General features: G+C 68.7%; 11 protein-coding genes. 6 read left to right on the forward strand and 5 right to left on the reverse strand.

Going from position 1 to position 14,657, the window contains the following annotated elements:
- Nucleotides 1-40: 40 nt before the first annotated feature.
- Nucleotides 41-1,855: a DSD1 family PLP-dependent enzyme gene (locus tag OXG33_01140; protein ID MCY4112528.1), complete on the forward strand. Its 1,815-nt coding sequence runs from the start codon at nt 41-43 to the stop codon at nt 1,853-1,855.
- A gap of 251 nt (nt 1,856-2,106) precedes the next feature.
- On the opposite strand, the gene OXG33_01145 is transcribed toward OXG33_01140, so the two are convergent.
- The 3 genes from OXG33_01145 to OXG33_01155 form a co-directional block, all read right to left on the reverse strand.
- Entirely contained in the window at nt 2,107-2,709 is a 603-nt protein-coding gene (locus tag OXG33_01145; protein ID MCY4112529.1) for a DNA-3-methyladenine glycosylase, read from the reverse strand.
- Nucleotides 2,710-2,869: 160 nt separating this feature from the next.
- Nucleotides 2,870-3,640: a hypothetical protein gene (locus OXG33_01150; protein ID MCY4112530.1), complete on the reverse strand. Its 771-nt coding sequence runs from the start codon at nt 3,638-3,640 to the stop codon at nt 2,870-2,872.
- Nucleotides 3,641-3,821: 181 nt separating this feature from the next.
- On the reverse strand, nt 3,822-4,499 hold the full coding sequence (locus OXG33_01155; protein ID MCY4112531.1) for a hypothetical protein: 678 nt from the start codon (nt 4,497-4,499) through the stop codon (nt 3,822-3,824).
- 448 nt (nt 4,500-4,947) lie between these two features.
- Between OXG33_01155 and groL the strand changes: the two genes are divergently transcribed.
- Nucleotides 4,948-6,690 (forward strand): chaperonin GroEL, encoded by a 1,743-nt coding sequence (groL, locus tag OXG33_01160; GenBank protein MCY4112532.1) that lies wholly within the window; start codon nt 4,948-4,950, stop codon nt 6,688-6,690.
- A 112-nt stretch (nt 6,691-6,802) separates the two neighbouring features.
- Here the strand turns inward: groL and trxB are convergent, their stop codons facing one another.
- Nucleotides 6,803-7,759 (reverse strand): thioredoxin-disulfide reductase, encoded by a 957-nt coding sequence (trxB, locus tag OXG33_01165; protein ID MCY4112533.1) that lies wholly within the window; start codon nt 7,757-7,759, stop codon nt 6,803-6,805.
- A gap of 170 nt (nt 7,760-7,929) precedes the next feature.
- Between trxB and OXG33_01170 the strand changes: the two genes are divergently transcribed.
- The 4 genes from OXG33_01170 (at nt 7,930) to OXG33_01185 (ending at nt 13,118) form a co-directional block, all read left to right on the forward strand.
- Nucleotides 7,930-9,216 carry a hypothetical protein gene (locus tag OXG33_01170; GenBank protein MCY4112534.1) on the forward strand — a complete coding sequence of 429 codons (1,287 nt, stop codon included), beginning with the start codon at nt 7,930-7,932 and terminating at the stop codon, nt 9,214-9,216.
- Nucleotides 9,217-9,638: 422 nt separating this feature from the next.
- A complete protein-coding gene (locus OXG33_01175) occupies nt 9,639-10,490 on the forward strand; it encodes a prolipoprotein diacylglyceryl transferase (protein MCY4112535.1) in 852 nt (283 codons plus the stop codon).
- A gap of 2 nt (nt 10,491-10,492) precedes the next feature.
- Nucleotides 10,493-12,505: a magnesium chelatase subunit D family protein gene (locus tag OXG33_01180; protein MCY4112536.1), complete on the forward strand. Its 2,013-nt coding sequence runs from the start codon at nt 10,493-10,495 to the stop codon at nt 12,503-12,505.
- Between the two features lie 25 nt (nt 12,506-12,530).
- Nucleotides 12,531-13,118, forward strand: a complete 588-nt coding sequence (locus tag OXG33_01185) for an adenylate kinase (GenBank protein ID MCY4112537.1) — start codon at nt 12,531-12,533, stop codon at nt 13,116-13,118.
- Between the two features lie 92 nt (nt 13,119-13,210).
- On the opposite strand, the gene OXG33_01190 is transcribed toward OXG33_01185, so the two are convergent.
- Nucleotides 13,211-14,113 (reverse strand): radical SAM protein, encoded by a 903-nt coding sequence (locus tag OXG33_01190; protein ID MCY4112538.1) that lies wholly within the window; start codon nt 14,111-14,113, stop codon nt 13,211-13,213.
- Nucleotides 14,114-14,657: the final 544 nt, after the last annotated feature.

Here is a 14,657-nt window from a genome sequence, read left to right on the forward strand (position 1 = left end):
TGCAGATGAAAACCGCGCCCCGCACTGATTGCGGCACGGCATGATGCTCGCCAACCGCCTGAGCCTTTCGCTCGATCGACGGGCCTTGTCGCTGCCCGAGGCGCCGTGGCCACGAACGCTGGTCGTCGCCGGCATGGCCGCCGTGCTGGCGTACGGCGCCACGCGGGTCTTCGCGATCCAGCCGGCGGCCGGCGCCGTGATGCTGGGAATGCTGGCCATGGCCGCCGCACAGGTCGGCACGCGACCCGGACCTGCGCTGGCCGTGGGGGTGGTTGCCGCCATCTGGAACGACCTCGCCGCGCTGCCGCACGCGCTGGCGGGATTCGTGGGCCCGGCCCTCGTCATCGAGTTGTGGACGGCCTTCCTTCGGGTTCGACCACGCATGCCGCTGCGGCGGAAGGTCGTGGGCGACCTGTGCCTCATGTCCCTCGCGCTCGGCAGCCCCGTCGCCATCGGCTTTGCCACGGGTCCCGGCTACGTCGACCTGGACGCCGTCCCCGACTTCCGTCGCTACCTCGTCGACCTCACCGCCATCGGGCTGGCCTATTTGAGCCTGCTCGCGGCGGTTACCGTCGTGCTGGCGCGCGGGGTCCGCTGGCTGCAACTTCGTAGGCGGCGTCTGCGGACCTACACCGAAGACTTGGCCAAGCAAAGCGCCGAGCGTTCGCAGCAAGCCGTGCGGGCCTCGGCGAGCCTGCTTCCGCGCGCGCCGGCGGGCGTCGCGATACCCTTCGTGCGCCAGGAACCGAGGCACACGCTCGTGGACCGTCCTCCGCGCACCATCGACGAGATCGACACGCCCGCCGCCATCATCGACCTCGACCTCGTCAATCAGAACATCAAGACCCTTGAGGACTTCGTGCGTTTCCGTCCGGTGCACTCGCGTCCCCACGCCAAGACTCACAAGACCCCGGCCATCGGCCGACTGCAAGTTCAGGCCGGAGCGGTGGGCCTCACCTGCGCCAAGGTCGGCGAGGCCGAGGCCATGGTCGATGGCGGCATCGAGGACGTCCTCATCGCCAACCAGGTCGTCGGCCCGATCAAGATCGAGCGCATGTGCCGGCTCGCCGACCGGGCTCGAGTCGCCGTGGAAGTGGACGACCCCGCCAACGTCGATGAGATCTCGGCGGCGGCGCAGCGCCACGGCGTGACCATCGGCGTCGTCGTCGAGATTGACGTCGGTGGACCCCGCGCCGGCGTGCCGCCCTATGAGCCCGCCCTCGCCCTCGCCCGCCGCATCATGGACCGACCGGGACTGGAGTTCACCGGCCTCATGGCCTACGAGGGCCACACCGTGGGCATCGTGGACCGGGATGAGCGAGATGCCGCCGCCCGCGCCGCCCTGGCGCCGGTCATCGAGACTCGCAATCTGTGCGAGGCCGAGGGCATCCCCGTCCGCGAGGTCACCGGCGGGGCCACGAATACCTTTGACATCACTGGCACGATCAACGGCTGGACCGAGCTGCAGGCCGGCACCTACGTCACCATGGACGCTTGGTTCCGTCCCCACGCCGGCCACGCCTTCACCCAGGCCTTCTGGATCCTCACCAGCGTCACCAGCCGGACCAAGCCGGGATACGTGCACCTCGACGGCGGGCGCAAGTCGATTGCCTTCGAGCCCAGCGGATTCCCCGTGATCGACGACCCGGAAGGCCTTGAGATCGAGGTCGTCGCCGAGGAGCACCTGCATGTGAAGATGCTCGACGGCGCTCCCGACCTGCGGCCCGGCGATCACGTGCGGGTGACGCCCTGGCACGGCTGCGGCACGTTCAACCTGCATAACACGCTTTACGTGCTGCAGGACGACGAGGTCGTGGATATCTGGCCCATCAGCGGACGCGGGCGGTTTACCTAGCGAGCCTCAGGCTCTGAACCTTCCCCTGGAAGGGGAGCGGTGCGTAGTCCCCTCGTCATTCCGGCGAAAGCCGGAATCCAGTCCGGTCAAGCTCGCCGGCGCGCTGGAGGTCGGTATAGGGGCGGGTCTCAGACCCGCCCATTCAGGTGTGTGCAGAGGTCTCCTGAACGGGGGAAGGCCAGCTCTGCCCCCGTACGTGCTACGGATGTGAGGGTGATCCAAGGCTCGGGGCGTCCAGCGCCGTCCTTTTGCTACGCCCCCGGCGTACGAATATCCGCCGCGCGCCACATGTACCACGCGCCCACGCTGCGGTACGGGGACCACGGCTCGCCGATCGCCGTCGCCTCGGCTGGAGATGGAGTCTCGTCCAGGCCATAGGCGAGCTGCATCCCACGCCGCACGCCCAGGTCCCCCACCGGCAGCACGTCCAGCCGGCCCAGCTGAAACATCAGGAACATCTGCGCGGTCCACACCCCGACGCCTCGAACCACCGTGAGCCGCTCGATGACTTCCGCGTCGTCGCTCGCCGCCAGCGTCCGCAAATCTAGCCGTCCGTCCTGAAGATGCTGCGCCAGGTCGCGCAGGTATCCGGCCTTCTGTCGGGACACGCCCGCGGCGCGAAACTGCTCGTCGGTCGTCGCCAACAGCTCTTCCGGGGTCGGATATCTCTCGTCCGACCCGTAGAGCGCCAGCAGGCGGCCCAAGATGGCGCTGGCCGCCGCCCCAGCGAGCTGCTGGAACATGATGCTGCGAATCAGCGCCTCGTAGGGATCGCCGGGGGAGCGCGGCGTGTACGGCCCGCACTCGTCGACAAGGCGCGCGAGCACCGCGTCTGCCCGGCGCAAATGCCGCATGGCCTCGCGAGCGACGCCTTCAGAGGACTCGGCGATGGTCAGAGTTCTCTAGCGGCCGGGACAAGGATTGCCTGTGCAAGCAGGCGGCAGCCAAACACACGGCCCGCCCTTGACGACGCCCACGCGCCGCCGGCAGCCGTCCGGGCCATGCCGGCGACTCCTACGGCGCGATTTGCAGATACCGGGCCTGGACCCAGTTCCCGTCATCCAGTTCGCGCCACAGGATTCCGTCCGTGACCTCAATGACGCCGGTCAACGTCACCTCGGAGTCGCCGTACGCCACGTACTGCACCGTGCTCGTCTCGGCGTCTGGCACGTCGCGCACGTTCAGTCCGTCTGCCGGAATCACCACGGCCACGCCGGCGTGCTCCACGTCGGCGAAGGCTCCGCGGCCCAGCCACTGCTCGGCAACCCAGTTCCCGTCCGCCGTTTCGCGCCACGCGCCGTCGGCCAGGACCACCACGACGCCCGTGACCTCGATTTCGTCGTTCTCGCGAACCACGTACTCGACTTCGCTGCCCTCCACGCCCGCCTGATTGCGCACGTTCAGCACGTCGGCGATCACTAGGGCCAGCACCGGCACGACCACGGGCGTGGGCTCGGGCTCTGGCGTCGCGGCGGGCGTCGCCGCGGGCGTCGGAGTCGGTGCGGGCTCAGGCGTCGGTGTCGGAACTGGCGTCGGAATCGGCGTCGGCGTGGCAATTGGCACGGGGGTATCGGTCGGGATCGGCTCCGGCGTCGGCGGCGGCGTGGCCGCGGCGGTCGTTGCCTCCGGCGTCGGCGAGGTCGCTCCCCCAATCACCACGACGGTCACGGTTGGGTCCGGCTCGCTGCCGGAATCCGTTCCAGGCGCATCGCACGCGGCGAGGACCAGTACGCCGACAACGGCGACGGCCAGGATGATCGTCCATCGCAGGCGAGGAATTGACATCACGACGCGTGCCTCCTGGGGAGTCCTTGAAGTCTAGCGCGCGGAACAATGGTAACTGTAGCGCGTTGAACAATGGTAACCCCGAATTCACTTCGGCAAGCGCATGGCGTCACTCGCCCGCAAGCCGCCCAGCGCCGCGACATCCGGGTCGTCAACCCGCGCCCGAGGACCGACGGCGCGCTCAGAACCACTCGCCGGCGCGGCGCGCGCGCGTCACCAAGGCCCGCACGCGGTCGGCGTCGGTCATCAGCGGCTCGTAGAACTCCACGAACTGCGCCACGCACTCGTCCACGCTCGTCTCCGACGTATCGATCTCCATCTTGTTGCGAATCAGCGACTCGGCGTGCTGCTTCTCGAATTGCTCCAGCACATACTCGACGTCGGCCTCCTTGATCGTCTGAAGGCGATGGGGCGCTTCGCGCATGCGCTGGCGAATGACCTCGGGAGTAGCCCTGACGAGAATCTCAATCACGTCCGGCGCCAGCCCCAGGATTCGCTCCTCCGTGTGGCGTGCGAACTCAGTGCGCTCCGCGTATTGGCCCGGACCGCCGTAGCCGTAGTACAGCGGCGCGTACACCGCATCCTCCAGGTGCATGCCCACCATCACGTGGTCGGGGTACGCGTAGAACCCAGGCTGCAGGTGGTACTCGATCTGGTACCGCTGGAACATTTCGAGGAGTCGCGGCTTCAACGCCGCAAACTGCGCCTCTTCTTCGGGCGTCAGGTTCTTCTCCGGTGGGCCCTTGAAATGGTCATGACTCCCCGGCTTGCCGCCGAGCGTCTTTTCCGCCCATTTGCCAATGCCCTCGGCCAGGGTCGTCGTTCCGCTGTATTCACAACCGGCAATGATGAGCCGCATGGGTCCTCTTCCGCTGCCTGCCTCTGGATCCCAGGCCATTGGACCACATTTGGCCGCCGCACCCGGCTGGCCGACGCCGACCCTAGCGGAAGGGCCCGGTGACTACAGTCGGCGGCGAGCGGTTTCCCGCTCCGTCGCCGAGGTCCGGTCCCCTCGCCCTTGATGGGAGAGGGTCAGAGCCTGCCCCGTACTTGATACGGGGGTGAGGGTGAGGGGGTCCGGCTCCCTCCACCTGAAAGGGGGAGGGCTGGGGAGGGGGTCACACCCGCCCCGCATCCAGAATCACGCCGAGCAAGCAATCCAAATTCGCGGCCGGCGGCCGGGGCATTGATCCGGCGGCAAACCACCCCTAAAATTGAGCGAAATCGGATTCTCCGCTGCGGCGAACGTTTCGCGGCGGCCTTCAACCAACCCATGACGTCCGGCGCCATGCGCCCGAGAGGAAACCATGCCTAAGCAGATCGTGCTCGCCGAAGAAGCCCGCCAGGAACTCTCCGACGGCGTGGAGGTCATCGCCCGCGCGGTGCGCTCGACCTTGGGACCCAAGGGACGCAACGTGGCGCTGGGCAAGAAATACAGCGCCCCCACCATCACCCATGACGGCGTGAGCGTGGCCGAGGAGATTGACCTCGACGACGAGTTCAAGGACGTGGGCGCCCAGCTCATCAAGGAAGCGGCGAGCCGCACGGGCGAGTCCGCTGGTGACGGCACCACCACGGCCACCGTGCTGGCGCAGGCCGTGCTCACCGAGGCGCTGCGCAGCATGGCCGCCGGCGCCAACGCCATGATGCTGCGTCGCGGTATCGACAAGGCCGCCCAAGAGGTGCAGTACGCGCTCCGACGCCAGGCGACGCCGATCCAGCACCGCGACGAAATCGCCAACATCGCCGCCATCGCGTCCGGTGACGACGAGATCGGCGAGCTCATCGCGCAGGCCATGGACACCGTCGGGCGGGAAGGCGCCATCACGGTCGACGAGTCCAGGGGTCTCGAAACCGAGATCGACCACACCGAGGGCATGACCTTCGACAAGGGGTACGCCTCGCCCGAGTTCGTCACCGACCGCGACAACATGCAGACCGTCATCGAAGACCCCTACATCCTCGTCACCAACTCCAAGCCCACCCACATCCACGACCTCGTGCCCTTGCTCGATCAGTTGAATCAAGCGGGCAAGAAGGAGTTCGTGGTCATCAGCGACGAGCTCGCGGGTGACCCGCTGGCCGTGCTGCTGGTGAACAACCAGCGCGGAAATCTCAACTCGCTGGGCGTCAAGGCGCCGGGCTACGGCGATCGCCGCAAGCACATGATGGAAGACATCGCCATCCTCGTCGGCGCCACGTGCTTCGGACCGGAAGCGGGGCGCAAGCTCGAAGACGCCACCATCGACGACCTGGGGCAGGCGCGACGCGTGATCTGCCGCAAGGAAGAGACGACCATCGAAGGCGGCAAGGGCCGTCCAGCCTCCATCCAGGCGCGCCTCCAGCAGCTCAAGGTGGAGATGGAAGAAGCGAAGTCCGAGTACGACCGCGACCAGGTCGAGGAACGTCGGGCGCGGCTCTCCGGCGGCGTGGCCGTCATCAACGTCGGCGCCGCCACCGAAGTCGAGCTCAAGGAAAAGAAGGCCCGCGTCGAGGACGCCCTCGCGGCCACGCGAGCGGCGATCGAGAGGGGTGTGGTCCCCGGAGGCGGCGTGGCCTTGCTCAACGCCGCCGGCGCGCTGGACGCCGTCGAAAACGAGACCTCGGGCGATGAGCAAGCCGGCGTGCGGGCGCTTCGCCTCGCGCTGGCGCAGCCCGTGCGGCAGCTCGCCCACAATTCCGGCCTCCACGGCGGCGTCGTCATCAACAGGATCCGCCGCGGCCAGGAGGAGCACCAGAACCCGAACTACGGGCTCAACGTGCTCACCGGCGAATACGGCGATCTCGTCGAAGACGGCGTGATCGACCCGGCCAGGGTCACCGAGTCAGCCCTCAAGAACGGGGTCTCCATCGCCAACCTCATCCTCACCACCGAAGTCGTCGTCGCCGAGACCGGCTTCGTCCCCCAAGAGCCGCCACCCGGCGCCGACGCCGGCATGGGCGGTATGGGTGGCATGGGCGGTATGGGTGGTATGGGCGGCATGGGCGGCATGGGCGGAATGGGTGGCATGGGTGGTATGGGCGGCATGGGCGGTATGGGCGGCTTCTAAAAGCCCCCGGCCAGCCCCCTCGCCCCTCAATCAAGAGCCCTGCGTAGCCCTAAGTCCGTGTAGGGGCAGCCCTTGTGGCTGCCCTGGTCACCGGCGAATCGGCCTCCGCCGACTAGCCGACCGCCGCGGCCTCCACGGGCACGCCGGCGTCCGCGCCCTCGAGCCCGGCCACGAACTTCTCCGCCTCCATCGCCGCCATGCAGCCCTCGCCGGCCCCGGTGATGGCCTGGCGGAAATAGTGGTCCTGGGCCTCGCCGGCCACGAAGATGCCCTCGACGCTCGTGTGCATGCGCCGGTCGGACACCACGTAGCCGTCGTCGGTCATATCGAGCTTTCCCTCGAACATCGCCGTGTTGGGGAAGTGCCCGATGAACACGAACATGCCTTCAACGGGCAAGTCACTCCCATCTCCGGAGTTGACGTCGCGCAGTCGCAGGTGCGTGACGCCGCGCTCGTCGCCCTCGACCGACTCGACCACGTTGTTCCACAGAAACTCGATCTTCGGGTCCTCTTCGGCGCGCATGCGCAGATAGGTCCCGGCGCGCAATTGGTCGCGGCGGTGGACGACCGTGACTTTGGAAGCGAATCGCGTGAGAAACAGCGCTTCTTGCAGCGCGCTGTCGCCGCCGCCGATCACGGCCAGCGGAACGTCCTTGAAGAACGCGCCGTCGCACGTGGCGCAGAACGACACGCCGCGACCCCAATACTCCTGCTCGCCCGGAACTTCGAGCTGCCGCGCCGTCGCACCGGTGGCCACGACCACCGCACGCGCCTGGATCTCGCCGGAGAGCATGGTCAGGGTGAAGGGCGGACCGTTCACGTCGATTTCGGTGACCGTGTCCACCAGCATCTCGGCGCCGAACTTCTCAGCCTGCTCGCGCATCCGCATCGTGAGCTCGGGCCCCTCGATTTCGGAAAACCCGGGGTAGTTTTCGACGTCATTGGTCGTGGCGATCTGCCCGCCGAACATCTCGCCGGTGATCACCACCGTGGAGAGATTCGCGCGCGCGCTGTAGATGGCGGCCGTGAGACCCGCCGGTCCTGAGCCTAAGATCGCGATGTCGTACATCTGCCACCCACCACGCACAGTCCGTGCGATTCTTGCTGCAAATCCACGCACTCATATAGTCGCATGCCCGACACGTTGGTCCTAAGCCGGCGACGGCATACCGTCGTCTTTCCTACACGCACACTCGCCCGCGGTGGCGCCTCCTCGTGGACGCGCCGGGCTCGAGGCAAATGACGCTGGGAACCAGCCGCAGACGCATCGCCAAGCACCTCTCGCGCCGGACTTTGCTGCGGGGCGCAAGCTCGGCGGTCGCGGCCCGAGTGCTGGCCGCCTCCGGCGCGGTTTTCGTCGGCCAGCACCTTCATGAGCCGTCCATCGCGGCAGCGGCGGAGGCCGAAACCGCAGCGGTCCGCCTGCTGGTGCTCGGTCGCGACGAGTCGCCGTGGCCGGAGCGCGTGGCGGCGGTAGCCGCACGCCGCCCCGACATCGATCTCCAGGTATCGCACGCCAGCCCTTCCCCGTCGGGTCTTGCCGAAGTGATCGCCGGCGCCCGTCGCGGCGGTGCGTTCGATCTGGTCGCCGGCCTACCCGGCACGCAGTTGGCGCGCCTCGCCCGTCAGGGCCTGGTGCTCGCGCTCAACGCCTGGCTCGGCGGCCTCGATCTGGTGCCGGCGATGGAGCGCCTCGGGCGGCACCACCAGGCCCGCATCGGACTGCCGCTCAGCGGGTATCCCGTGTATGCCTTGGTCAACCCGCAAGCCCTTGAGCGCGCGGGCGTCGCCGAGCCCGGCGCCACCTACCGGGAGTGGCTGGACGCCGCGCGCCGCCTCACCGATCGCGAGCGCTTGGCCTACGGCTGGGGCGTCGTCGCGGACGTACCGGAGATCGAAACCGTGGCCATGTCGTCCGGCGGACGATTCTGGACGGGCGCCCACGTCGCCCCCAGCGATGGATGGCAGTGGTATGCCGACCTTATCCATCGCGAAGCCGTCTCCCCGCCGCCGTACGCCTGGGACGGCCTGCTGAACGCGCACACCGCCCTCGGCGCGGGAGAAGTCGCCATGACGCTTCGCTCCGCCTGGGTTCTCGACGAGCTGCCCAACGGCGGCCCCTGGCACCTGGTCCCGCTGCCGGCGTGGGACCAAAAGCGCCGCGCCACGCCGGTGGCCGCTGACTACGTCGCGGTCGCAGCCGACGCCCAAGACATCCAGGCCGCGGTCGACGTCGCGTCGCTGCTGGCGACCGAAGCCTGGCCGGCCCCCGGCGCGCGGGGTCTGCCCGCCTGGAGGCCCGCCCTCGAAACGTTCGCGGAAACGAAGGGACTTCCGCTAGAGACCCTCACCGAAGCCGCCGCCCACTGGCGCCGCCCCTCACTCGAAATGCCCGGCGCGGAGATCGCCCAGGCACGGCTCCTGCCCGCCATCGACGACGTCATGTCGTCGGGACAGCCGGTAGAAGCGCGCATGGCCGCCCTGGCCGAAGAGTTGCAGGACCTTCGCCAATCCGCCGCCGGATGACCGGCAGCAAGTCACGCCGATCAGCGCCGGGCACTATCCCCCTACTCAAGTGACGCGCGGTCCCCCTCCCGTTGGGGCCGCCCGGTCCCCTCTCCCTCCGGGCCGCCCGGTCCCCTCTCCCTCCGGGCCGTCCGGTCCCCTCTCCCTCCGGGCCATCCGGCCCCCCCTCCCTCGGGGCCGCTCGGTCCCCTCTCCCTCCGGGCCATCCGGTCCCCCCTCCCTCCGGGCCGTCCGGTCCCCTCTCCCTCGGGGAGAGGGTTAGGGTGAGGGTCCGGGTGAGCAACACATCCACCGGATGCCTGGCGAAAGTGACCACCAAGCCTCCAATCCGCGCATCGACGCCCGCTCACCGCCCGCACGACGGCAGGTACCATCGGGCGGCGGGTCCTCCGGTGGGCCCGGTCACGGACTGAGGCTGCGGCGTGTTCGCCATTGAGATCCCGTGGGACCCGGACCTGTTCGCCCTTGGCGACTTCCGGTTCACATGGCATTCCCTCTGGGCAGTCATCGGCATCATCGTGGGCGTGTTCGTCGCGCGGCGCTTAGCGCGCCGCTCGACCATCACCACCGACGAGGTAACCACCCTCGCCCTCTGGGGCGTGGCCGCCAGCATCGTGGCGGCGCGCGCCCTCTACGTCATTGACAACTGGGAGCTCGAGTTCGCCCACGACTTCGCCAGCATCTTCAAGCTCAACCAGGGCGGCATCACCGTGTGGGGCGCGATCATCGGCGGAACCATCGGCGTGGGCGGCGCCGCGTGGTGGATGCGCCTCCCCGTGCGCACCGCGCTGGACATCGGCGCGCCGGGAACCATCTTCGGCATGGGCATCGGACGCATCGGCGACCTCATCAACGGCGAGCACCACGCCCTGGCCTCCAACCTGCCCTGGGCGGTGTCCTACACCCACCCCAACACGCTCGGCCAGGGTCCCGTTCGACCGCAGATCGAAGGCTTTCCCGTTCACCCGGCCACGACCTACGAAATGCTCGGGGACTTCGTGATCTTCGCCGTGGCCTTGTGGCTCGTCTTCCGATTCATGGGCAACCTCTACACCTATTGGTTCGTCGTCGCCGGCTACAGCGCGCTGCGGTTGGGTCTGCAGTTCCTGAGGCTCGACCAGCACGTGCTGTTCGCCGGGCTGCAGCAGTCGCAGGTGATCGGAATCATCGGTCTTGTCGTGAGCGCGTATTGGACACTTCGTCACCTGTGGCAGCGGCGAGTTGCCGCCAAGGCGTCCGCGCCGGCCCCGCCGCGACCGCCGCGCCCACGATGAGCATGACCACCGAAACCGCCGCCGACACCATCGGCGTGACCTATCCCTTCGCGGCCATCGTCGGCCAGGACCGCATGAAGCTGGCACTGCTGGCAAACGCGGTGAACCCCGCCATCGGCGGCGTGCTCATTCGCGGCGAGCGAGGCACGGCCAAGTCCACGGCGGTGCGCGGCTTGGCGGTCATCCTCCCCGCCATCACCGTCGCCACCTGCCGCTACCGCTGCGACCCGGCTTCCGGCAACCTCTGCCATGAATGCCGCCAGAAGCGCGACGCCTCGGTCTCGATCGAGACCGAGTCCCAGCGCGTACGGGTGGTCGACCTTCCGGTTTCCGCCACCGAGGACCGCGTCGTCGGCACCATCGACCTCGAAACCGTGCTGCGGGACGGTCGGCGCTCGTTCGAGCCGGGCCTGCTCGCCGATGCGCACCGCGGCATTCTCTACGTCGACGAGGTCAACCTCCTCGACGACCACCTCGTCGATACCCTGCTCGACAGCGCGGCGTCCGGCGTCAACCGCGTCGAGCGCGAGGGCGTGGCCGTCCATCACCCGGCGGAGTTCATCCTCGTCGGCACGATGAATCCCGAGGAGGGCGACCTGCGCCCGCAACTTCTCGACCGATTCGGGCTCGCCGCCGAGATCAAGGGCGATCGGGATCCCAGGTCTCGCGCCGAAATCGTCCGGCGCCGGCTGGCCTTCGAGACCGACACGGCGGCGTTCCTGGAGCAATGGCAGTCGCCGACGAACGACCTGATGGCCCTGATCGATCGCGCCCGCGGCCTGCTGCCGACGGTGGAAATCAGCGACCACCTGCTGGGACTCATCACGCACATCGCCAACGCCATGGGCGTGGATGGCCACCGCGCAGATATCGTCATGTACAAGACTGCCCAGACCATCGCGGCGCTGGACGGGCGAACCGAGGTCACTCTGGAAGACGTACGCCGCGCCGCGGAGCTGGCGCTGCCCCACCGCCGCCGCCGCGATCCGTTCACGCCGCCCGGACTCGATCCGGACGAGCTCGACCGCGCCATCCAGGCCTTCGAGGCGCGGCCCGCCCCGGCTCAGGCCACCGATGCCGCCGCCGACGCAACCGACGGGGCCGCCGGCGCCGCCGACGACTCGTCGATGAGCTCGGCGCCGGCCGAAAACGGTCCCCCCGGGAACGCGAACGAGGCGGACCAGCGACTCGCCAGCGACGAGGCGACGACGGCGCCGCCCGTCAACGCGCCGGAGCGCATCCCGTTCCAGAAACCGCGCACGGGACGGCGGACCAGCGCGGAGGTCAAGGGCCGCCGCGGCCACTCGGTCCGCAGCCGGCCCATGGCCCAAGACGATCCGCCGGACATCGCGGTGATCGACACTGTTCGCGCCGCCGCCGCCCGCAGGCCCCAGCCAGGCGCGCCGAAGATCGACGCCCAGGACCTGCGCGTGCACCGGCGCATGCGCAAGGTTGGCAATCTCATGCTCTTCGTGGTCGACGGCTCCGGCAGCATGGCCGCCCAGCGGCGCATGCAGCTCACCAAGTCGGCCGTGCTCTCACTGCTCGCGGACGCCTACAAGCGGCGCGACCGCGTCGGCGTCATCACCTTTCGCAAGACCGAGGCCTACGAAACCGTACCGCCGACCTCGAGCCTCGACGTGGCCCACGCCCGCATGCACGAGCTCCCCACCGGCGGCCGCACGCCGCTGGCCCACGGATTGGAGCTGGCTCGGCTCGTGGTCGAGCGCGAGCGCGCGCGTGACGCCCAGCTGCGTCCCATCCTGATCCTGCTGACGGACGGCGTCGCCAACGTCGGGCTGTCGGCAGGCTCCGATCCAATCACCGACGCGTTGCAGTCCGCCGGCGCCATCGCCCGCGACCACGTGCCGGCGCTCGTGGTCGATGCCGACCGCCGCCACAACCGCAGCGGCTCGCTCGTTGAGCTGGCCAATCAGATGGCCGCGGCGCACGTGCGTCTGGACGCGCTGGCCGCCGGCCAGCTGACCAGCCTCATTCGCCTCGCCGCGGCCTAACTCGCCGCTGCGACCGGGACCGGGCGTGGACTCGTCGTCGGGCCGTCTTCCGCGCCGGATTTCGGTCGTCGGCCTCTCGGGCTCCGGCAAGACCACCGTTGCCCGCCAGCTTGCCCGCCTCGCAGATGCACCTCACGTCGAGCTGGACGCCCTGCACTGGATCTATCCGGACTGGTCCGAGCCTTCCGACGCCGAGTTTGCCGCCGCGGTGGAACACGCCTTGGCGGGCGATGCTTGGGTTGTGGAGGGCAACTATCGAAAGGTGCGCGCGGTGTACTGGTCCCGGGTCGAGATGCTGGTGTGGCTGGACCTGCCGCTGTGGGTGATCACCTGGCGTGTGCTGCGTCGCACGCTGCGACGCGTGCGGTCGAGCGAGCGACTGTGGGGGACCCAGCGCGAGTCGGTTCGCCGGGCATTCTTGAGCTACGACAGCTTGTGGCTCTGGAATATCCGCACCCACCGGCGGCGGCAACGCCTTTGCGGCAAACTCGGCGCCGAGCTCGAGCATCGCGGCGGCCAGGCGGTACGGCTGCGCTCCCAGCGCGACGTAGACCGGTGGCTCAGCCGCTTGGCGAATCAGAAGCGGTCGGATCGTCAAGAAGGTCTGAAATAGGCCGTTGCCTTGACCCCAATCCGTTCGCCCTGAGCTTGTCGAAGGGGTGACCGAACGGACTGGGGTCGCGAATGACGGCAGCCCTTGCCATTTCAGAGGTCTGCTAACGCCAACTGCGCCGGAGCCGGCGGCGGACCCAGCACCGGCAGCGACTCGTCCATGGCGCCCACGGTCTCCCGGACCACTTGCGCCCGCGCCTGCAGCTCGTCGGAAACCGATTGATCCGCGTAGCGCGTATCGCCGGGATACAGGCCGGCGTAGAGCGGCTCCAGGTGCGGAAAGTAGCGCCGCAGGTGGTGCATGAACCAGCGCTTCGGCTCCTTGTCCAGATGCAGCATCACCACACCCACGCGCCGCGCGCCGTGATCCCGCGCCCGCCGCATCACCTCCTCGATCGCGGCGCTTGAGTCTGTCAGCCCCGGCAGCACCGGCGCCATGTTGACGCCCACGTCCAGGTTCAACCGCGCCAGCTCGGCAACCAGCCGAAATCGCTCATCCGGCGGCGGAACACCCGGCTCGATTCGGCGGGAGAGGTTCGCGTCGGCGATGGGAATGGACACCGTGACCGTCACGCCGGCCGCCCGTGCCAGGTCCTGCAAGAGATCGCCGTCCCGGCGCACCAGCGTCGACTTGGTGATCAGGCCGATTGGCGAGCGCGCGGCCAGGAACTCGCGCAGACAGGCGCGCGTGAGCTTCAGGCGTCCCTCGACCGGCTGATACGGATCGGTCGCCGCGCCCACCGCCACCGTCTCGCGTTTCCAGCGGGGCGACCCAAGCTGCGCCCGCAGCCGCTCGGCCACGTTGACCTTGGCAAACACGATTCGCTCGAAGTCCCGCCCACCGTCCAGGTCGAAGTAGGTGTGCGTCTGCCGCGCGTAGCAATACCAGCAGGCATGGCTGCAGCCGCGGTAGGGATTCAGGCTCCACGCGAACGGCATTCCACGAACGCGATTGAGCGCCGACCGGCACTCGATCGGTCGAACGTCCACCCGCACGGCACGGCCGCCTCTCGCTGCCCTGCCGTCCGACAATCATACCAAACAAAATACGAACATACGTAAGGATTTCCGGTCGGGCAGCCGGTCACCAAGACACCGTCACTCCGGCGGAGGCCCGAATCCAGTCCGGTTGCCCTGTGCGGCCGACGATTGCCGGACCTGGACCCCGGCCTTCGCCGGGGTGACGAAGTGCTAGTCGGGTGACGGAGCGCGATTCAGTCATCCCCACCGGGAGGGAGCGAAAACCCGGCGCAATTGCGCTCAAAACCGCTCCGGGCGCTCCCTCGATGGTCCGCATCGGCCCGAACTAAGTCTGCGTAACACCTTGGGACGGGGGTTTTTTGGCACGTTCGGGGTGTTGCTTCGTCTCCGAAATGACTATTCGAGCCCCCGCGTCGCGAAAGCTCGCCGCCTGGGCGACCCTCGTGATCTCCCAGTCGCGCAGTCGCCTGAGCCAGCGGCGCAGGCCCAGTCCCCTCTCCCCGAGGAGACCTTTGAATTATTGGGGGCGGGGCGCGTGGGGAAGGGCCTCGGCACCGCC

The organism is Chloroflexota bacterium (assembly GCA_026708035.1).
Classification (GTDB): domain Bacteria; phylum Chloroflexota; class UBA11872; order UBA11872; family UBA11872; genus JAJECS01.